Here is a 20,232-nt window from a genome sequence, read left to right on the forward strand (position 1 = left end):
TGTATTTCTTACCTTTTTCTTTTATTATTTCGGTTCTCTCCGTATCGTCTGCCATCGTTTTGGTTACGATTTTCCTGCTCCGAACGCTGTTTTTTCTGCCTGTTCTGCTTCTCCTCGTAAACCTCATATGCATTTACGATCTTCTGTACCAGCGGATGTCTTACAACATCAAGACTTGTCAGATGGCAGACACTGATTTCTTCGATATTTTTGATAACGGTCAAAGCTACTTCCAGTCCCGATCTTGTCTCAAACGGAAGGTCCTTCTGGGAAAGGTCACCGGTAATGATTGCTTTCGATCCAAAACCAATACGGGTTAGGAACATCTTCATCTGTGCCGGTGTTGTATTCTGTGCCTCGTCCAGTACAATATAAGCATTGTCCAGTGTACGTCCCCGCATATATGCAAGTGGTGCTACTTCAATCAGACCTTTTTCCATATTCTTGGCAAAGGACTCCGGTCCCATGATCTCATATAATGCATCATAAAGCGGTCTTAAATAAGGATCGACCTTGCTCTGCAAATCTCCCGGAAGAAATCCAAGCTTTTCGCCAGCTTCAATTGCCGGACGTGTCAAAATGATCCGGTTTACTTCACCATTCTTAAAAGCAGTGATCGCTTTTGCCATTGCGAGATATGTTTTACCGGTTCCAGCAGGACCTACACCGAATACGATCATGGATTTATCGATTGCATTTACATATGCCTTCTGTCCATGTGTTTTTGGTTTGATCGGTTTGCCATTGATCGTGTGACATATGATATCCCGATCCAGATCAGCAATATTTTCCTGTGTTTCCTGAGGGTGATCCTTAGACATGGCGATCGTATAATCAACCTTCTGTTCATCGATCGCAGTACCTCTGGCTGCAACTGCAAATAACTGGATCAGTACATGAACCGCCTGCTCCACGTCTTTTTCTTCTCCTGAAACCTTCAGCTTATCATCGCGCAGGATCATAGAAACATGAAATGCTTTTTCTATTTTTTTTGCATGTACATCAAATTGTCCAAATACATTCTGAACGTATTCGGACATAACTGTAATTGATTTGCTGAATTCACTCAAGCGTCTGTTCCTCACTTATAATCTGTAATTCATGCGGAATCCCGATCAACTGTCTTACGGTTATATCTCCTTCCGCAAGACATTCATCTCCGCTATTCGTTATTTTAACATTATTTTCTATTATTTGCACCCCTTTTTCTTGCAAATTGCCAATATAACGACTTAATTTTTCTTTTACTGACGCAGCCGCCGCTTCCATGGATACTGTTTCTTTTTTTAACCGGTACTCCTTTATTGTGTATGCTTCTATCTGAAATGGCAGGTAAAAATTCTTACCTATATGAAGTCGGCTCGTATCACTGAACAAATCATATGCTTCGAAAGAGCATTTTGGTACATAAGGGGTAAGGCTGTACTGAAATGCACCAAAGGAATAATAGCTCTTTTCATTTCCTGTATATTCTTTGGAATAGCAGGATAACGGAACTGTATCTTTGTAATGATATACACAGATTCCATATACAGTTCCTTCTGCAGATACATAATTTGTATCCAGAACTTCATTATTATCATCATACAGATAAACTGCACCAGAGATCAGGATATCGCCTTTCTTCACATCATCTCCAGCCTTTACTACCGGTGTTCCGGATGCTGTTACGATCTCCGTGATCGTACAGTCCTGTGAAGCAATGATGTTGCATGGTTCTTTCATGGAGGTATCCGTAAATACATTCAATGTTTCCGTGATCTCCACCGACAGCTTTGTTCCCGTAAGCGCACATGATATCCAGGCGATATCTTCAAAGTCTTTCCGGAGATTTTTCTCCAGCTCTGCGCAGTCTACTTTTGACTTTGGAGTTCCGGTCTGCACATAATATTCATTGATATGTTGTAGTATCTCATCCGATGTATAATCTGATTCACCGGAAACGGAAATTTCCCATATAAATAACGATTGAATATAGATCAGAACAGCAAACAAGATAAACCCAGCCACAAACGGAATTCTTTTTTTATTTTTTCGAATAAACTCGCGAATACCATATACTCTTAGAACCTCTACATCACTTCCTGTTTTCCGTGCAGGTTCTTCCAATCGTGCTATATCCTTTGAAGCAGTAAAAAAGAATATTTCATCTTCTTTCTGCTCCAGATTCCAAAGTTTAATATCTCTGGCTTTGCACAGATTTACAAAACGGTTGATATGAATGCCGCGAAGATGAATTTTTGCAAATCCATACAGATACCTTAATATAATATCAAACATCCGGTTTCCCCCTTCTATGTACACAATATTATTCATAATTGATATATAGAATGTTGCCTGATATCTTCAGTTCTTCCGGACAATAATATTCAATTTTCAGGCAAATTCCATTTATCGATATGGTATTCTTTTTTGTTTTTACAAGGATCCGGGTATCCGAACAGGATATAATACATTTATAGTTTTCAATATAGATAATGTGATTATCATGAATTGTGATTTTGGATGAACTTTTTTTAATGTCCGGTGTGACATCCGGCACATCATATAGACTGTTATGATTAAATGGAAGCTGCATGATATGATACCCAACTGACTTTATATCTATATTATGTTGGTTGGGTATCGGATTATGACTTACTCTTTATTCTCTTTAAGATTATGGACACAGATAAAATTAACCAGAACGGCATTTCCTACAATCAATCCATAGGTAACTGCCTTTAATATATTTCCGATCATATCGCCAAATGCAAAAATACTTAAGATCAGTGCTCCCCAGGCAAAGATTATTGCAAGAATATTAATTGCGTTTTTCATATTCGTTTGTCCCTTTCGTTTTTGTATATTAATTTCATCATATATTATAGTGATGTCAGTGTCAACTTTTTGCGTCTATAAGAACATTTCATGTTCTTACGTCGCACCATCTCGCCTAAATGTTTCGCATCCGTTTTATATATTCTTTTTTTGCGTCTGTAAGAACATTTCATGTTCTTGCGTCGCACCATCTCGCCTAAATGTTTCGCATCCGTTTTATATATTCTTTTTTTGCGTCTATAAGAACATTTCATGTTCTTACGTCGAACCATCTCGCCTAAATGTTTCGCATCCGTTTTATATATTCTTTTTTTGCGTCTATAAGAACATTTCATGTTCTTACGCCGCACCATCTCGCCTATCGGCTCGATGCCGCTCGTTCGCCAAATACAGATTTTCGTGTAAACACGAAATCTGTGCTTGGCTCACTTACGCAAAAAAAGAGTACCGATTGCTCGGTACTCAAAAAAATCATATTTACTAATCCAAACTATAGATTATTTATATTTGCGCTTTCTAGCTGCCTCTGATTTCTTTTTACGTCTAACGCTTGGCTTTTCGTAATGTTCTCTCTTACGAATCTCCTGCTGGATACCAGCCTTCGCACAATTTCTCTTGAATCTGCGAAGAGCGCTATCTAATGTTTCGTTTTCTTTAACTATTACATTTGACATTCTCTCACCTGACCTCCCTCCAGTTGTGTACTATGCTAATAAAATAACAACTGTTTGGGTATTATTTAAGCACGAAGTCAATTATAACATATATTATTGAAACGTCAACAAAAAATTTTATTATTTTCTATTTTTAGGCATTTAACTGTTCTTTGGCTATTTCTACTGCTTTTGCAAGTGCATCTGCAATACCGGCAGGATTCTTTCCCCCGGCCTGAGCCATGTTTGGACGACCACCGCCGCCACCGCCTACAAGTGCTGCAGACGCTTTGATAATATTTCCTGCATGTGCTCCCTTCTTTACAGCATCGTCTGTTGCCATAGCGATCAGATTTACCTTACCATCCTTGGCGGAAGCAAGAACGACAACCGATGTTCCAAGCTTGTTCTTGAAATCATCTCCCAGATTACGAAGTGCATTCATATCTGTATCTTCTACGCTGGTAGCAAGAACCTTTACGCCATTTACATCTACTGCATCTGCAAGTGCATCTCCGGCAGAATTCTTTGCCAGCTTATCCTTTAACTTGGAGTTTTCAGATGTAAGAGCTTTGATCTCAGCGAGCATTGTCTCGATCTTTTCAGCCAGCTTTGCAGGTTCAGCTTTTGCTGCCTTTGCCGCTGCTTTTAATTCATCTTCCATCTCTTTATAATAATTAAATGCGCCAACAGAAGTCAGTGCTTCGATTCTTCTTACTCCGGCAGCAACACCCATTTCAGAGATGATCTTAAATGTACCGATCACACCGGTATTTGGAACATGAGTACCACCACAGAACTCAACAGAGAAGTCATCCATAGATACAACTCGAACCTTCTCGCCGTACTTGTCGCCAAACAATGCCATAGCACCTGTCTTCTTGGCATCTTCAATACTCATAACTTCTGTCTTAACCTTAAGATCCTTATCGATCTGTTCATTTACGATTGCTTCCACCTTGGCGATCTCTTCAGGAGTCATAGCCTGGAAATGTGTAAAGTCGAATCTTAAACGGTCTTCTGATACGTATGAACCAGCCTGTTCTACATGATCACCAAGAACCATCTTTAAGGCTTTCTGGAGCAGATGTGTTGCGGAGTGGTTCTTACAGATCAGTGCACGTCTGTCTGCTGTTACAGAAAGCTTCGCTGTGCTTCCATTCTTTAATTCACCGGATTCAACATAGCCAAGATGTGCGATCTTATCACCGGCAACCTTGATTGTATCTTTAACAATGAAACGTCCGCTCTCTGTCTCGATCACACCAGTATCACCGATCTGACCACCCATAGTAGCATAAAATGGTGTCTCTGCTGTGATGATCGAACCGTTTGTGCCTTCGGAAATAACATCAACCAGTTCGGATGTTACCTGATCGCCCTCTTTATATTCTGCTGTTATGGCAATGATATCGGAAGATGCTTCTACCTTGTCATAACCGATGAACTTACTTGTAAGAGCTGTATCGATATCTTCATAAATAGTTGAATCTGCGCCCATGTAGTTTGATACTTTTCTTGATTTACGAGCAGTCTCTCTCTGCTTGTCCATAGCCTTATTAAAGCCTTCCGTATCAACCTCGATTCCCTTTTCTTCCAGAATCTCTTTTGTCAGATCAAGAGGGAAACCATAGGTATCATATAACTTAAATGCATTTTCGCCATTTAATACTTTTTTGCCGCTGTTATTTAACTCCTCAACGAAGCCGTTCAGAATTGATAAGCCCTGATCGATCGTCTTATTGAAGTTTTCTTCTTCTGTATTGATACAGGTAAAGATATGTGCTTTCTTTTCTTCCAGCTCCGGATATGCATCCTTAGAAATCTCGATTACTGTCTTTGAAAGTTCTGCAAGGAATCTGCCTTCGATACCAAGTAATCTGCCATGTCTTGCTGCACGACGGAGAAGACGTCTTAATACATAACCTCGTCCTTCATTTGATGGAAGGATACCGTCAGATGCCATAAAGGTAACAGAACGGATATGATCAGTAATAACACGGATCGAGACATCTGTCTTCTCGTCTTCCATGTATTTCACGCCAGCCATCTCACATACTTTATCACGCAACGCTTTGATCGTATCAACGTCAAAGATGGAATCTACATCCTGAACAACAACAGCCAGACGCTCCAGTCCCATACCGGTATCGATATTCTTCTGAACCAGTTCTGTATAGTTGTTATGGCCGTCATTTTCAAACTGGGTAAATACGTTGTTCCATACTTCCATGTAACGGTCACAGTCACAACCTACTGTACAGCCGGGCTTACCGCATCCGTACTTTTCGCCTCTGTCATAATAGATTTCGGAACATGGACCACAAGGACCTGCGCCATGCTCCCAGAAGTTATCTTCTTTCCCAAAACGGAAAATTCTCTCCGATACAATTCCGATCTCTTTATTCCAGATATCAAATGCTTCGTCATCATCCTCGTAGATAGATGGATATAAACGATTCTCATCTAAGCCTACAACCTTGGTCAGGAACTCCCATGACCATGAAATTGCTTCATGCTTGAAGTAATCGCCGAATGAGAAGTTACCTAACATTTCAAAGAATGTACCATGTCTTGCAGTCTTACCTACATTTTCGATATCACCGGTACGGATACACTTCTGGCAGGTGGTCACACGTCTTCTTGGAGGGATCTCCTGTCCTGTAAAGTAAGGCTTTAATGGTGCCATACCTGAGTTGATCAATAACAAACTATTATCATTATGTGGAATCAGTGAGAAGCTGTTCATCTTCAGATGTCCCTTGCTCTCAAAAAATTCCAGAAACATTTTTCTTAACTGATTTACGCCATATTTTTCCACTGTTTTCTCCTCCTACCTTCTATCAGCCAGTTCTTTGGTAATATCAGTCCAACTGACACCTCTTTCAACCATAAGAACCATAAGGTGATACAGGAAATCTGATATCTCATATTTTATTTCATCTGAATCAGGATTCTTGGCAGCAATTACAATCTCTGTTGCCTCTTCGCCAACCTTTTTCAGTATTTTGTCAATTCCTTTGTCAAACAGATAATTTGTATAGGAACCTTCCTTTGGATGATTTCTTCTGTCAACGATAATATCGTATTCTTCTTCAAATACCTTTAACGGATTGGTATTATCGTATTCCTTCTTAACCAGATCCGTAAAGAAACAGGTCGGGCTGCCGGTATGACAGGCTGCACCGATCTGGGAAACCTCTGCAAGCAGGGTATCTTTATCACAGTCTAATTTTAATGATTTTAAGAACTGGAAATGACCGGATGTCTCACCCTTTGTCCAAAGCTCCTGTCTGCTTCTGCTGTAATATGTCATTCTGCCGGTTGCGATCGTCTTTTCAAAGGATTCCTTATTCATATATGCCATCATAAGAACTTCCCCGGTCTTATAATGCTGTGTGATACATGGAATCAGCCCGTCAGAATTCAGCTTGAATTCATCAAAGGATACTGCACTTTCAAATGTATTAACCGGAATGCCTTCTTTTCTGCATTCCTGCTTTATCTCCATTATATCCATTTGTTTCAGATTATATAAAGAAATGGATTCAGCATTTGTCTTTTCAAGCATCTCACAGATTGCTTCCCCATTTGTTGAATAGGTGGAAACAATAACAGGAAGTGCTACACGGTTTTTGATCTCATTTACGATATCCATATATTCAGGAACCATATTATTATGTAATAAAAGGAGCTCACCTGCTCCGAGTTCCTTAAGCTGCTCTGCATAGGCTACAGGCTCTTTACATTCGCTCAGGTCAATCGTTACGATGATACGTTCTGAACCAAAACGATCAGCGGCTTCCGTTACAAGCTCCGGTGTATTTAATGCTGCTGATTTCATACAAACCTTGGAAGCACCTGCATATAACATCTTCTTGATATCTTCCAGTCTTCTTACTCCACCACATGCGATCAATGGAATATCGACATTCTTGCAGATCTCTTTGATAACTGCAATATTCGCTTCTCTGCCTTCCTTTGTTGCTTTACTGTCAAAATATGCAATCTCATCTGCACCGGCATCATTATAGAACTTTGCCATTTCAAGTGCATTCTCAAGATCCAGACATGGAATAATTTTCTTATAACTCATAGTACCTCCTTAAAGTGAACCTTTGGTAGATAACACTTTACCATTTAATCTGTCGTCTATAGAAGTTGCTTCATCTAAAGCTTTTGCAAATGCCTTAAAAGCTGCTTCGATGATATGATGGTCATTGGAACCGGAGAACTGCTTCAGGTTCAGATTCATCTCCGCACCATAGGATACTGCATAGAAGAATTCCTTTACCATCTGTGTATCAAAATATCCAACCCGCTCTGTTATCAGGTTCAGATCATAAACAAGATATGGTCTTCCGGAAAGGTCAATCGCACACATAACAAGCGTTTCATCCATAGGAAGAAAGAAATTACCGAAACGCTTAATGGATTTTTTATCTCCAAGCGCACCTTTGATCGCTTTTCCGAGAACAATTCCCGTATCTTCTATCGTATGATGACAATCCACATACAGATCACCCTTTACGGTCAGATTCAGATCAAAAAATCCGTGCTTGGCAAAGCTTGTCAGCATATGATCGAAAAATCCGATACCGGTATCGATCTTTGCATCTCCCTTTCCATCCAGATTTAATTCCAGAACAATATCTGTCTCGCTGGTTTTTCTTGTGCATTTTACTGCTCTATCCGCCATATCTTTTCTCCCTTGTTTTTATACATTTTTCTTCCGATACTTTGGCAACTACAAGCACAGGCGGACTGATAATACAGACGCCTGTGCAATCTTGGTTTCATATTATACCACTATTCAAATCTTACTGCAATAGAATTAGCATGTGCTGTAAGTTGCTCTGATTTTGCAAAGCTTTCAATGTCTTCATGTACTTCTTCAAGAGCTTCTCTGGAATAATAGATGATGCTTGATTTCTTAATGAAGTCATCCACACTTAACGGGGAGAAGAACTTCGCTGTTCCGTTTGTTGGAAGTACATGGTTCGGTCCGGCAAAATAATCACCCAGTGGTTCGGATGAATATTCACCGATGAAGATCGCACCGGCATTCTTGATCCTTGTCATAACATCAAATGGATTTGCAGTTACAATCTCCAGATGTTCGGAAGCAATTGCATTTGCTGCTTCAACCGCATCTGCCATATTATCAGCTAATAAGATATAGCCGTATGTATCAATGGATTTCCGAATGATCTCTTTTCTGGATAATACCTTTATAAATTCATCGACCTGAGCTGATACCTTTTCGGCAAGTTCTTTTGAAGTTGTGATCAGAATGGCGGATGCCATCTCATCATGCTCTGCCTGTGATAACAGATCGGCTGCAACATATCTTGGATTTGCTGTCTCATCTGCAATTACAAGGATTTCGGATGGACCTGCAATCGAATCGATGCTGACATGTCCGTATACCGCACGTTTTGCAAGTGCAACGAAGATATTTCCGGGTCCTACGATCTTATCAACCTTTGGAATGGATTCCGTTCCATATGCAAGAGCCGCGATTGCCTGTGCGCCGCCTGCCTTGTAGATAGCAGTCGCACCGGCTTCATTTGCTGCAACCAGTGTAGTCGCATATACTTCACCCTCGCTGTTACAAGGAGTGGTCATTATAATATTTTTAACACCTGCTACCTTTGCAGGCATAATGTTCATCAATACGGAAGATGGATACACAGCTTTTCCACCCGGTACATATACTCCGACAGATTCCAATGCTGTTACCTTCTGTCCAAGCATGATACCCTTCGGATCAGAATCAAACCAACTGTACTGACGCTGTTTTTCGTGATAGGTGCGAATGTTTTCTTTTGCTTTTCTGATAACCTCGATCAGTTTCTCATCTACCTGTGTATAAGCATATTCAATCTCTTCTTTTGTAACCAGAACATTTCCGGCGTTGATATCTGCTTTATCAAACTGCTTGGTATATCCAAATAATGCCTCGTCTCCACGATCTCTGACATCATTTACGATCTTCTCTACTGTATCTGCATAAGATCCGAAATTGCTTGGGCTTCTTTTTAACAGATCCTTTAAAATGTTCTTTCTGGTTTCTTCCGTCAGATTTACAATTCTCATTTTTATGCCTCCTTATTAATCAACGAATTCAGATCAGCAAGCAGCTTTCTGATTCTCTCATTTTCCATCTTTAAGCTTACCTGATTTACAACCATTCTTGCAGATAACGGACAAACTTCTTCTAAAACTTCCAGTCCGTTTTCACGAAGAGTACTTCCGGTCTCAACGATATCAACGATCACCTCTGATAAGCCAACGATCGGCGCAAGCTCGACCGAACCGTTTAATTTGATGATCTCAACCGTCTGGTTCTTCTGATTATTAAAATAATCTTTTGCAATATTCGGATATTTGCTGGCAACACGGATGATCTCATTTTTCTTCAATAATTCTTTTGCTTTATGAGGACCACAGACACACATCCGGCATTTACCGAATCCGAGATCCATTACCTCGTACAGGTTTCTGCCTTCTTCTAATATCGTATCCTTACCAACTACACCGATATCTGCTGCACCGTATTCTACATAGGTTGGTACATCTGTTGCCTTTGAAAGGAAGAACTTCAGCTTCATTTCTTCATTCACAAAGATCAGCTTTCTGGTATCCGGGTCTTTCATTTCATCGCAGGTAATTCCTATCTGTTCAAGCAATGCAAGGGTTTTCTTTGCAAGTCTGCCCTTTGCAAGTGCAAATGTTAAATATCTCATTGATTTATCTCTCCAATCTATCCATCGATCAAATTCTAATTTTGAATTTCTTTCTGTTTTTGTCCGCTTATTTCAAGGATGCGATAGCCACCTCGTTCTCATCACCGGACACAAGATCAAATACCTTGACCGTATCACTGTTTTCAAAATAAAACAGTCCGGAAAAATGCTCTCTTTTTGCATATTCCAGATAATCTTCCACTGACTTTCTGACAGATTTGCGTATCAATTCAATCTTCTTATCATTCTGGCGCAGACTCTTACCAAGACTGATCGCGGGCTCCTGATTCTCGATATCATAGAGAATAATCGTATTCGAATATTCAACCGAAACCTCGATATTCTGTCTGGACAGTGCCATGATCAGTTCTTCTACGGTAAATGCAAAACCAATAGACGGTGCATCTTTGCCAAACTGCTTTAACAGGTTATTATATCGGCCACCCTTTACAACTGCATCTCCGGTTCCGTAGGTATATCCGCGGAAGATCACGCCGGTATAATAGTTATAACCATTTAACATACTGAGATCAAAGCCGATATATTTGTCATATCCATAACAGCATAATGCCTTATAGATTCTCTGTAATCTGTGAACGGCTGCAAGTGATACCGGATTCGTAACCAGCTTCTCTGCTTGCTCTAACATGGATTCTCCACCGAATAAAGAGTCAAATGCAAGAAAGGCTTTCTTTAAAACAGGACTCATATCCAGCTTCTTTAAATATTCCTCCAAACCAAAGAAGTTCTTGATATTGATATATTCTTTGATCTGAAGCTCCTCAGCTTCTGTAATTCCGGCTTCTGCAACGATTCCCTTAAAATAATCGATCTGTCCGATCTCGATCTGGAACTCGTCGATTCCAAGTGCCTTAAAAGAATCAACAACAGTTGCTATGATCTCTGCATCTGCTGCAGAAGAATCATCATTTATAAGCTCAGCACCGATCTGTGTAACTTCCTTTAATTTTCCCTGCAATTTTCTTGGGTTTGAATATGTATTTCCTGTATAGCACAGACGGATCGGAAGCTGTTCGTCCTTGTAATATTTTGCTACACATCTTGCAATACTAGGTGTGATATCCGGGCGTAATACCAGCGTATTATTATCACGGTCAAAGAACTTGTACATTTCATTTGACGGTGCAGATCCCTTATCACGGTTAAATATATCAAAATACTCAAATGTAGGTGTCTCTATATCATGATAGCTGTATAACTCCAGAGTATGATGCAGCTTCTCAATAATCTTTCTTTTCTTTTTACATTCTACATCATAGGTGTCTCTTACTCCGTCCGGAGTCTGTAACAGTTTATCCTGCATCTCTTTTCCTCCTTTTATCCATGCCTATTCGCTTTATCGTATTAAAGTGATAACACGATAATTAGTTATTTCAACAATGTGCTCATTATAGGTGAGACGTTGGCATTTGTCAAGATTTTTCCTGATCCTTTATGCTCTTAACTGCAAATCTTTATCGAGAAGCTCCAGATAATGAACCAGTGCTCCATTTTTTGCATGAATAAAGAAATCCGGATTCAGTTCTTCATATTTGAAATTCTTTGCATGTCCCTCGTTCACGCGATCCATATAAGTCTTTAATTCCGAAAAACGTAAATAGTAATATTTGTTTCTATGCGTAAAAAATATGATCAGGAAGCTGACTCCCTGCTGTTCCTCATACTCTTTCATAAAATGATACTGATGCTCATGTATATTCTGTAAAGAAAACGTATCAACCGCACATTCCTTCGCATCGAAGCATATCGGAATGCCCTGTACGACACCGATGTAATCGACCGTAGAATCTTTTTCAAAATACGCCAGCGTGATCTGGCTGCTGTCTTTATCCATACGGATCGGTTTGATCGGAGTCGGGATCTTCTGGACAACTGCCAGCTTCTTTTCCCGATAATATTCATTTGTATAATTGATCAGTTCCTCAAGTGAGGAACCACGAAGTCCTCTGGAATTCCAAGTTGCCATCCGATTCTGCCTCTTTATCTTTTATCTGATTCTGATCTTACTAAAGTTATTATCCAAATTACCCAAATAAATCTTTTTCGATCGTCCGAAACGGTTCCGGAAGAAATGCCGAATACTCTTTCCCGCTCAGATAAGAAAGCGGACCGTCTGTTTCTTTAAATATAATGTTTCCGCAATGAAGAAGCTGATGCTTTACATGATAAGAATCTGAAAAATACCGGTTCACTTCAGGTATGCCATACTTTGTATCACCGACTACCGGGTATCCCAGATGCTTTAACTGTGCACGGATCTGATGAGACTTACCTGTGATAAGCTCAACCTTTACCAACGTATAATCATCATTTTTTTTTACCGGATAAAAGATTGAATGGATTTCTTCACTCTTGCCCTGTTCCCATGGGTGATCCGATATCCGGACTTTGTTTTTTGCATTATCCTTCTGTAGATAACAGGTACTGTCAAGCTTCTGCGTCAGGCGTCCCCGTACAAGTGTATAATAATATTTATGTAATAGATGTTCTCTTATAATTCTGGATAATTCCTGACTTCCGGTAAGACTCACCCCACAAAGAATGAGTCCGGATGTATTGCGGTCTAAACGATTGCATACAGACGGACGATAAGTTCTCAGTTCTTCAGTTGTGATATGCCCACTATCAAGCAGATAGTCGATCAATGCTTCATTAAAAGAGTAATCATCTTTTGATGCCTTCTGTGACAGGACGCCAGTCGGTTTGTCTGCGATCAGAATATTTTCATCCAAATAGATGATCTCAACCGGAATCTTCTTTTTAGAGGAAGTGCTGTGTGTTCCACTGACATCTTCCCTGAAATTGGCGATCGTTTCATCAGACATATAGATCTGGATCGTATCTCCGATATAGACGTATTCGTTTCCTTCAATTTTCTTATTGTTCAATTTGATGTTTTTCTTTCGTATCATCTTATAAACAAAGCTTGACGGTGCCTTATTCAGATATTTCAAAAGAAATTTGTTCACACGCTGTCCCGCTTCGTTCTGCGATATAATGATCTCTTTCATGCCCGACTCCTATACACCAAGTTCAAATAATTTTTCACGCATAGACTGATCCTTTACCAGATAATCTTCATCCGGTTCTTTGATCGTTTCCGCTTTCTTTATAAATTCATCCACGGTTAACGCTGTAACGATAACATATGGTTTCTTTATCATTTCAAAGGAACGTGTAATTTCTTTTTTCAGGAATTCCACATCCGGAATCTTCTTGTCAAATGCTTTCTGATATAAGAATAACATTCTGCCATCCCGCACGATCACGGCAGGGAAAAACAACATTCCTTCATATCGACTGAGCGAGATATCATACAGGATGCCGTCCCGGTTCTCATAATGGATCCCTTTTTCTATCTTCTTGTGTTCTTCCTCTGTTAAAGGCTTGAATTTGGAACACATGATAAGTGCTACGATCTGTTTGGCAAATGGCAGGCTGATCAATATCGGAAGTATGATGATCAAGGTTTTTGTTGTTTTAAACATGGCAAGCGAAAGAATTACTCCTGTCAGGATCATAACACCAAGTATAATAATACTGGTTATGATCTTTTTCTTATGTTTTTTTATATATCCATACTGTCCTTTTTCCATTGTTTTTGTCCTGTTCTGTTTTTATTATAATGTTCCTCATACCCCGGCAAATCTCTGTATTTACCGGATATCTGTCTCTATTTGATCATGGAAACGATCCAGTCATTCGGCAGCAGCTTTGTTACGATCTTAAACGCTTTCATCGTTATGCTGTAGGTAGATTCTGTCTTCAGGTAATACGCATCAAATAACGCCCGTTTTACCACATTCTTTGCTTCTACACGGAACAATCTTTTAAATGCCTTTGTATGGGAATATTTCTCGGCAACATCAAAGAACTCTGTATTGACCGGTCCCGGACATACTGCTGTCACTGTAATATCTCTGTCCTCCAATTCTTTATTTAATGCTTTTGAAAAGCTTCTAACCATGGATTTTGTTGCTGCATATACAGCAAAGGATGGCTGTGGCAGATATGCCGCTGATGATGCAATATTAATGATATTGCTCTGTTCTTTCATATATGGCAGAGTGATCTTCGTCATGGCAACTAAAGCCTTACAGTTAACATCGATCATTCCGGTAAGTTCTTCGCATACAACATCTTCTACATGTCCCATAATGCCATATCCTGCTGCATTCACCAGAACACGTACCCATGGATGTTCCTTTGCAAGCATCTTTTTATAGGCTTCAAGATCTTCCTGCTTTGTGATATCCAGCGGGAGAACAATAATCTTCTTGCCTTCAATCTCTCTTTCTAAGGCATACAATCGTTCTGCACGCCTGGCGATCACCCATATCTCGTCGATTGTCTTATATTTTTCACTGATCTGAACAACAAACTCTCTGCCCAGTCCGGAAGAAGCTCCGGTAACGACTGCTATTTTACTCATGACATCATCCTCCATCCAGATAAATACTTATTCTTTAACGTTCCGTTTGTATTTTTTGCCCATCCAAGCGGATATCCGTCCACCAGAACAAGCACATATCCATTTTTAATTTTCTGATCCGATGCTTCGATCGTCTCGCCTTTCAGATATCTTAAAACACGGTCATCTGAAGATGTCAGATTTACTTCATTATCAAACTGTCCTTGTTTCAGATACATAGCAAGTGACTGGCTCGGTTCAAACCGGTTCTTCTTGATCTCGCCAAGGAACAATCCCTGTCTTAACATCCGAAGCCCGGATACATCCGGCATATGTTCTGCCATATAATACAGTCTTCCTTTATTTTCCTCAATATATGCAGACCGGATCCCGGCATCCGATGAAATGTGCGCAAGGAATTCTTCTGCATTTTTATCCGGCTTACAGCCTCTGTGTATCCATGACTGAAATACCTGTGTCTGTTCTGCCTCTTTTTTATGAATAAGTGCAACAAAATGCCCTTCCCCTTCGATATGATGCGGCCATAATCTTGCACATTTTTCAAGTTCTGCATTTTCGGTCTTTCCCCACGCAGGATTTCCATTACAAAAGCCCGGATACTTCGGAACTTCGACTAATTCTAATGTATCATCCAGTGATAAAAGATATTCGATTGACTGTTCATTTTCTTCCGGAGAAAACGTACAGGTCGAATACAGCATGGTTCCACCCGGTTTTAACATTTTTACAACTTCATTTAAGATTCCACGCTGTAAACCGGCAAATAACTCAACACCATTGTTTTCCCACGCTGTTACCATTGACTGGGATTTACGGAACATTCCTTCACCGGAGCAAGGCGCATCAATCAAAATTTTATCAAAGGTCTGATAGAATTTTGTGCTCAGCTTATTCGGAGCTTCACTTACCACACACATATTACCGATCCCGAATAATTCCAGATTTTTTAATAATGCCTTAGCTCTGGAATTACTGATATCATTTGAGATCAGAAACCCGGTGCCATGAAGTTTTGCTGCAAGCTCGGTTGATTTACCTCCCGGTGCTGCACAGATATCTAGAACAACATCCCCATCTTCAACAGGAAGAATACTCGCCGGTGCCATCGCACTCGGTTCCTGAATATAATAAAGCCCTGCATAATAATATGGATGTTTGGATGGTGTACATGCTTTGTCATCATAATAAAAACCATTTGTTGTCCATGGTACAGGCTTTAATTCAAATGGAGAGATCTTTAAGAAATCTTCCACACTGATTTTATTTGTATTCACGCGAAGTCCATGATGCATGCCCTGATCCAGACAATTCATATATGCATCATAGTCGTCTCCTAACTGTGTCTTTATCCTGTTTGTAAATGACTCCGGTAAGTTCATAATCTATAACCCCTGTGCTTTGTATCCTTCTGCGATAATATCAAGCTGTTTGGAAAAATCCTCCAGCTTTTCCAGATCATCCTTCTGGTAAATATCATAAAATTCATTCTGTATCTTCACAACCTCACGCTGGTTGCCTACATAATATAAATTCTGAATATTTGTTAAAATGTCTGCAACGATAGATGCCTTATAATTGAACGAATTCTGTGCATCCATAATCTCACCCCGGACAGATGACATTTCCTGATCCAGCGCCACAGTTGCATTTGCTGCATTTAACAGTTTTTCCCGGATATGTTCCGGCATATTATGACGATACTTATACTGAAGGGAATGCTCAATCGTTGCCCAGAAATCCATCGCCATTGTACGGATCTGAATCTCTGCCTGAATCGTTTGAAGCCCTTTAATCGTATATACATCATAATTTAATATAATATGAAAACTTCTGTACCCACTTGTTTTTGCATTCGTAATATAGTCTTTTTCTTCTCGGATCGACATATCCCTGCGATTCCTTATGATCTCTACAACCTTGTAAATATCTTCTTCGAACTGGCACATGATACGGATTCCGGCGATATCATCCATCTCTTCCACGATATGATCCATCGGAATATGTTTCTTTTGCATCTTATCCAAAATACTTGAAATTCTTTTTACACGTCCGGTTACATTCTCAATTGGAGAATACAGTCCCTGACTTCGATAATCTTTTATAATATGCTTAAATTTCAAGAGCAGTTCATCTACAGCCTGCTCATACGGAGATAAGATCTCTTTCCATAATTGTATTTCCACGAATAAAATGCCTCCTGCCAATTCTAACTATTCATCATCATGGGATACTCTGGTATAAAGGAAATTATATTCATCTACACCATCCTGATACTCCGGATAAAGCTCATATAATTCTTTCGCAAGTTCATAAGCCTTATCATAGTTCTGGATCTTTTCATAATAACTGATCTCCTGCAAACGCAACTCTTTCTGGAAGGTATTATCGCTTGCAAGTCCATTATTAATATACCCATATGCATTGTCCATCTCACCAATACTGATATAATAAGCGGCATACTGGGCATACAGATATGAATTATATCCATATTTATCTATGTATTTTTCATAATTCTCAAACATATGCTCTGCATCATTCATAGATGCATAACAGGTTCCTATATACAGATATAATTCCGGATAATCCTTTACATACTGCTCCAGAACCGGGAGTGCCCCGGCATAATTGCTGTCCGAAAAGTCAGCCAATGCCTGGGCGATCTCCTTCATTTTACCGACATTCTTTTTGTCCGCAGATGTCTGTTGTAAAATAGTATCATATTCTTCTACCGCTTTATCATAATCAGCGGTCTTCATATAAATATCTGCCATATACAGTCTGGTATTCTTGTCTTTATTCCGAGAAAATATCTGTTTTTCAGAAAGTGCATCGGCAAACCGGTCAAGTGCCTTATCGTATTCTGCATTCTGATAAAACGCCAGTCCTTCATCAAAATAGCGGTCCTTATGCGATATGATCTTTGATAATATTACAACAGCCGCAAAAACAATGACCAGACAAGTGACTAAAAAGAAAAACACTTTGACAAAATCTATATTGGATTTTCTTTTTCTGCGTCTTCTACGATTTCTTCCTGTCATAGCAATAAACTCCTGATTAGTGATGGAATAAACGGATTCCTGTAAATACCATTACCATTCCATATTTATCACATGCTTCGATTACAAGATCATCTCTGACAGATCCACCCGGCTGAGCAATGTATGCAACACCACTCTTCTTCGCACGTTCAATATTATCTGAGAATGGGAAAAATGCATCAGAACCAAGTGTAACATTCTGATTTCCGGCAAGCCATGCTTTCTTTTCTTCTGCTGTGAATACTTCCGGCTTTACCTTGAAACGCTTCTGCCATTCGCCATCACGGAGAACATCCTCATATTCATCACCCATATATACATCGATCGCATTATCTCTGTCTGCACGTCCAAGTCCATCAACAAACTGAAGTCCCATAACCTGTGGAGACTGACGAAGCCACCAGTTATCTGCCTTCTGACCGGCAAGTCTTGTACAGTGGATTCTGGACTGCTGACCGGCCCCAATACCGATTGCCTGTCCACCTTTTACATAGCATACAGAATTAGACTGTGTGTATTTTAATGTGATCAGTGCAATTTTCATATCGATAAGAGCTTCTTCCGGTATATTTTTATTCTCTGTTACAATATTGGATAAAAGATCCTTATCAATATTCAGTTCATTTCTTCCCTGCTCAAATGTAATTCCAAATACCTGCTTACGTTCAATCTCAGCAGGAACATAATTCTCATCGATCTGGATAATATTATAATTACCTTTCTTCTTCTGCATCAGAAGCTCCATAGCTTCGTCTGTATACCCGGGAGCAATTACACCATCTGATACTTCACGCTTAATGAGACGGGCTGTATCTGCATCGCAGACATCTGACAATGCAATGAAATCACCAAAGGATGACATACGGTCTGCACCTCTGGCTCTTGCATATGCGCATGCAAGTGGTGACAGTTCGCCCAGATCATCTACCCAGTAGATCTTTGCAAGTGTATCTGTAAGAGGAAGTCCTACTGCTGCACCTGCCGGTGACACATGCTTAAAAGATGTAGCTGCTGGAAGTCCGGTTGCTGCCTTTAATTCTTTAACAAGCTGCCAGCCATTAAATGCATCCAGAAAATTTATGTAGCCCGGCTTACCATTTAATACGGTAACCGGAAGATCACTTCCATCCTCCATATAGATTCTTGATGGCTTCTGATTTGGATTGCATCCGTATTTTAATTGAATTTCGTTCATTCTGTATTTCCTCCCGATTCATGATGATTATTTATTCTTGTTAATGATTCTTGTCTCATACTTTCCTGTTGCGATATCAATATATCTGACAAACAGAGATACCTTATTATCTTCATTCAGGCTTTCCCATACCATATTTGCAAATGTATCGATATCACCTGATATACCAACTAACTTCGGTTCTCCCTCAAAGCTTGGAAGTGGATTGTCATCATGCATATATGTATGAATAAAATGTCCTTCTCCGTTTGCGGGATTCTCATATGAAAATGTATATCGGTTGCATGCCGATGGATCTCCGTTATTGCTCTTTAAGATAGACATTGCATAGTCATACTGTCCGCCTTCGATATGCATAACTCCGGAAATTCTCGGTGTATAGTTTGGACCGTCCGGTTCAAACTCGCGGCATCTCAGTGACTGTTCAAATGTAAGCTCTTTATCCATTCCATCATAGATCGTATCGGTCTGATCACCATTTGTTACGATCGTCCGATTGCCAAGAACCCGAACCGGTGCGTAAATGATAAGGCTTGGATCCTCAAGCTTGGATGGATCAAATGCTTCTGTACGGATTCCTTCGCCCTCTGTAACAAATACACGATTTCGGGAATTCACACTTCTACCCATGATAAAGTATGCAGTAACTGCCTTTGTTCCGTCTTCCGAACGTCCGATCACGATTCCTCTGCCGGGATAAGAATTACCCTTAAGTTCCTCTGATAATGATAACATTTTCATTTGTAAACCTCCGTTTAGTAAATTAGTCAATTCATGTACCCATTTATCTGGTCGCTGTCTTTCATCTTATAATAATATGCTTCCTTTTGCAAGCGTTTTGGACTGCATTCTTATCTACTGAAACTGGCGCATTGCCTGGATCAGTTCGGATTTTGGAACTGCTCCCACGATTTTCTTTATAACTTCTCCATCTTTATATAATAAAAATGTCGGAATTGATACAACCTTGTTTGCAAGTGCAAGTTCCTGATTCTCATCTACATCTACCTTGCATACCTTTACCTCTGGAAATTCGTCAGCCAATTCTTCAACGATCGGTGCAACCATTCTGCATGGTCCGCACCAGGTGGCCCAGAAATCAACCAGCGTAAGTCCCTTTGCCTTTAAAACCTGATCTTCATATTCTTTTTCATTTAAATGTATAACTGCCATAGTAAAAACCTCCAATTCGTCATTCGTTAATTATACAGACATCTCAATCATCTTACATCTGTACTTTCAAAAAACATTTCTGACAAGTAAGTGTTCTTGTATTATAGTATACATTCATTTTCCTCTATCATACATTTATTTGTCAACT

General features: G+C 39.7%; 21 protein-coding genes. All 21 read right to left on the bottom strand.

Features of this window, described 5'->3' with window-relative positions:
• Positions 1-8: 8 nt before the first annotated feature.
• A complete protein-coding gene (locus tag WKT03_RS03505; RefSeq protein ID WP_021943845.1) occupies positions 9-1,070 on the bottom strand; it encodes a PhoH family protein in 1,062 nt (353 codons plus the stop codon).
• Positions 1,063-2,280 carry a sporulation protein YqfD gene (gene yqfD / locus WKT03_RS03510; RefSeq protein WP_340390918.1) on the bottom strand — a complete coding sequence of 406 codons (1,218 nt, stop codon included), beginning with the start codon at positions 2,278-2,280 and terminating at the stop codon, positions 1,063-1,065. The genes WKT03_RS03505 and yqfD overlap by 8 nt, the downstream gene beginning before the upstream one ends.
• A 28-nt stretch (positions 2,281-2,308) precedes the next feature.
• Positions 2,309-2,578 (bottom strand): YabP/YqfC family sporulation protein, encoded by a 270-nt coding sequence (locus WKT03_RS12630; protein ID WP_117784860.1) that lies wholly within the window; start codon positions 2,576-2,578, stop codon positions 2,309-2,311.
• 59 nt (positions 2,579-2,637) lie between these two features.
• Complete coding sequence (locus WKT03_RS03515) at positions 2,638-2,820, bottom strand: hypothetical protein (RefSeq protein WP_340390919.1); 183 nt, start codon at positions 2,818-2,820, stop codon at positions 2,638-2,640.
• A 497-nt stretch (positions 2,821-3,317) separates the two neighbouring features.
• Positions 3,318-3,494, bottom strand: coding sequence for a 30S ribosomal protein S21 (gene rpsU, locus WKT03_RS03520; protein WP_008400815.1), 177 nt, complete (start codon positions 3,492-3,494; stop codon positions 3,318-3,320).
• A 133-nt stretch (positions 3,495-3,627) separates the two neighbouring features.
• Positions 3,628-6,294 (bottom strand): alanine--tRNA ligase, encoded by a 2,667-nt coding sequence (alaS, locus tag WKT03_RS03525; protein ID WP_340390920.1) that lies wholly within the window; start codon positions 6,292-6,294, stop codon positions 3,628-3,630.
• Between the two features lie 12 nt (positions 6,295-6,306).
• Positions 6,307-7,569: a bifunctional phosphoribosyl-AMP cyclohydrolase/phosphoribosyl-ATP diphosphatase HisIE gene (gene hisIE, locus WKT03_RS03530; protein WP_008400812.1), complete on the bottom strand. Its 1,263-nt coding sequence runs from the start codon at positions 7,567-7,569 to the stop codon at positions 6,307-6,309.
• Between the two features lie 9 nt (positions 7,570-7,578).
• Positions 7,579-8,172, bottom strand: a complete 594-nt coding sequence (gene hisB, locus WKT03_RS03535; RefSeq protein ID WP_021943841.1) for an imidazoleglycerol-phosphate dehydratase HisB — start codon at positions 8,170-8,172, stop codon at positions 7,579-7,581.
• Between the two features lie 110 nt (positions 8,173-8,282).
• The gene (gene hisD, locus WKT03_RS03540; protein WP_021943840.1) at positions 8,283-9,572 is read right to left on the bottom strand and encodes a histidinol dehydrogenase; all 1,290 of its coding nucleotides are present in this window, start codon (positions 9,570-9,572) and stop codon (positions 8,283-8,285) included.
• Between the two features lie 2 nt (positions 9,573-9,574).
• On the bottom strand, positions 9,575-10,222 hold the full coding sequence (gene hisG / locus WKT03_RS03545) for an ATP phosphoribosyltransferase (protein WP_021943839.1): 648 nt from the start codon (positions 10,220-10,222) through the stop codon (positions 9,575-9,577).
• Between the two features lie 67 nt (positions 10,223-10,289).
• The gene (hisZ, locus tag WKT03_RS03550; RefSeq protein ID WP_173788646.1) at positions 10,290-11,546 is read right to left on the bottom strand and encodes an ATP phosphoribosyltransferase regulatory subunit; all 1,257 of its coding nucleotides are present in this window, start codon (positions 11,544-11,546) and stop codon (positions 10,290-10,292) included.
• 129 nt (positions 11,547-11,675) lie between these two features.
• On the bottom strand, positions 11,676-12,209 hold the full coding sequence (locus tag WKT03_RS03555) for a Holliday junction resolvase RecU (RefSeq protein ID WP_008400805.1): 534 nt from the start codon (positions 12,207-12,209) through the stop codon (positions 11,676-11,678).
• Positions 12,210-12,267: 58 nt separating this feature from the next.
• Positions 12,268-13,254 carry an RluA family pseudouridine synthase gene (locus WKT03_RS03560; RefSeq protein WP_021943837.1) on the bottom strand — a complete coding sequence of 329 codons (987 nt, stop codon included), beginning with the start codon at positions 13,252-13,254 and terminating at the stop codon, positions 12,268-12,270.
• A gap of 9 nt (positions 13,255-13,263) precedes the next feature.
• Complete coding sequence (locus WKT03_RS03565) at positions 13,264-13,839, bottom strand: hypothetical protein (RefSeq protein WP_021943836.1); 576 nt, start codon at positions 13,837-13,839, stop codon at positions 13,264-13,266.
• Between the two features lie 77 nt (positions 13,840-13,916).
• Positions 13,917-14,675: an SDR family NAD(P)-dependent oxidoreductase gene (locus WKT03_RS03570; protein WP_021943835.1), complete on the bottom strand. Its 759-nt coding sequence runs from the start codon at positions 14,673-14,675 to the stop codon at positions 13,917-13,919.
• Positions 14,672-16,054, bottom strand: coding sequence for an RsmF rRNA methyltransferase first C-terminal domain-containing protein (locus WKT03_RS03575; protein ID WP_021943834.1), 1,383 nt, complete (start codon positions 16,052-16,054; stop codon positions 14,672-14,674). Before WKT03_RS03575 ends, WKT03_RS03570 begins: the two co-directional genes overlap by 4 nt.
• 3 nt (positions 16,055-16,057) lie before the next feature.
• Positions 16,058-16,858, bottom strand: coding sequence for a GTP pyrophosphokinase (locus WKT03_RS03580; RefSeq protein ID WP_173788643.1), 801 nt, complete (start codon positions 16,856-16,858; stop codon positions 16,058-16,060).
• Between the two features lie 27 nt (positions 16,859-16,885).
• Complete coding sequence (locus WKT03_RS03585; protein ID WP_021943832.1) at positions 16,886-17,716, bottom strand: tetratricopeptide repeat protein; 831 nt, start codon at positions 17,714-17,716, stop codon at positions 16,886-16,888.
• A 16-nt stretch (positions 17,717-17,732) separates the two neighbouring features.
• Positions 17,733-18,911 (bottom strand): phosphoribosylaminoimidazolecarboxamide formyltransferase, encoded by a 1,179-nt coding sequence (locus WKT03_RS03590; RefSeq protein WP_021943831.1) that lies wholly within the window; start codon positions 18,909-18,911, stop codon positions 17,733-17,735.
• A 27-nt stretch (positions 18,912-18,938) separates the two neighbouring features.
• Positions 18,939-19,652 (bottom strand): IMP cyclohydrolase, encoded by a 714-nt coding sequence (locus WKT03_RS03595; RefSeq protein WP_008400795.1) that lies wholly within the window; start codon positions 19,650-19,652, stop codon positions 18,939-18,941.
• A gap of 114 nt (positions 19,653-19,766) precedes the next feature.
• Positions 19,767-20,084, bottom strand: a complete 318-nt coding sequence (gene trxA / locus WKT03_RS03600; protein ID WP_021943830.1) for a thioredoxin — start codon at positions 20,082-20,084, stop codon at positions 19,767-19,769.
• Positions 20,085-20,232: the final 148 nt, after the last annotated feature.

Origin of the sequence: Coprococcus sp. HCN-4056 (assembly GCF_037892645.1) — a bacterium.
GTDB lineage: Bacteria > Bacillota > Clostridia > Lachnospirales > Lachnospiraceae > Coprococcus > Coprococcus ammoniilyticus.

What these genes read in the sequence shown, in the direction of transcription:
- WKT03_RS03575 (WP_021943834.1), bottom strand. Translation starts at nt 16,054, where the DNA reads ATGAACTTACCGGAGTCATTTACAAACAGGATAAAGACACAGTTAGGA.
- WKT03_RS03595 (WP_008400795.1), bottom strand. Translation starts at nt 19,652, where the DNA reads ATGAAAATGTTATCATTATCAGAGGAACTTAAGGGTAATTCTTATCCC.
- WKT03_RS12630 (WP_117784860.1), bottom strand. Translation starts at nt 2,578, where the DNA reads ATGCAGCTTCCATTTAATCATAACAGTCTATATGATGTGCCGGATGTC.
- WKT03_RS03590 (WP_021943831.1), bottom strand. Translation starts at nt 18,911, where the DNA reads ATGAACGAAATTCAATTAAAATACGGATGCAATCCAAATCAGAAGCCA.
- hisIE (WP_008400812.1), bottom strand. Translation starts at nt 7,569, where the DNA reads ATGAGTTATAAGAAAATTATTCCATGTCTGGATCTTGAGAATGCACTT.
- WKT03_RS03585 (WP_021943832.1), bottom strand. Translation starts at nt 17,716, where the DNA reads ATGACAGGAAGAAATCGTAGAAGACGCAGAAAAAGAAAATCCAATATA.
- hisZ (WP_173788646.1), bottom strand. Translation starts at nt 11,546, where the DNA reads ATGCAGGATAAACTGTTACAGACTCCGGACGGAGTAAGAGACACCTAT.
- WKT03_RS03555 (WP_008400805.1), bottom strand. Translation starts at nt 12,209, where the DNA reads ATGGCAACTTGGAATTCCAGAGGACTTCGTGGTTCCTCACTTGAGGAA.
- hisG (WP_021943839.1), bottom strand. Translation starts at nt 10,222, where the DNA reads ATGAGATATTTAACATTTGCACTTGCAAAGGGCAGACTTGCAAAGAAA.
- WKT03_RS03515 (WP_340390919.1), bottom strand. Translation starts at nt 2,820, where the DNA reads ATGAAAAACGCAATTAATATTCTTGCAATAATCTTTGCCTGGGGAGCA.
- WKT03_RS03565 (WP_021943836.1), bottom strand. Translation starts at nt 13,839, where the DNA reads ATGGAAAAAGGACAGTATGGATATATAAAAAAACATAAGAAAAAGATC.
- yqfD (WP_340390918.1), bottom strand. Translation starts at nt 2,280, where the DNA reads ATGTTTGATATTATATTAAGGTATCTGTATGGATTTGCAAAAATTCAT.
- trxA (WP_021943830.1), bottom strand. Translation starts at nt 20,084, where the DNA reads ATGGCAGTTATACATTTAAATGAAAAAGAATATGAAGATCAGGTTTTA.
- WKT03_RS03560 (WP_021943837.1), bottom strand. Translation starts at nt 13,254, where the DNA reads ATGAAAGAGATCATTATATCGCAGAACGAAGCGGGACAGCGTGTGAAC.
- rpsU (WP_008400815.1), bottom strand. Translation starts at nt 3,494, where the DNA reads ATGTCAAATGTAATAGTTAAAGAAAACGAAACATTAGATAGCGCTCTT.
- hisB (WP_021943841.1), bottom strand. Translation starts at nt 8,172, where the DNA reads ATGGCGGATAGAGCAGTAAAATGCACAAGAAAAACCAGCGAGACAGAT.
- hisD (WP_021943840.1), bottom strand. Translation starts at nt 9,572, where the DNA reads ATGAGAATTGTAAATCTGACGGAAGAAACCAGAAAGAACATTTTAAAG.
- WKT03_RS03570 (WP_021943835.1), bottom strand. Translation starts at nt 14,675, where the DNA reads ATGAGTAAAATAGCAGTCGTTACCGGAGCTTCTTCCGGACTGGGCAGA.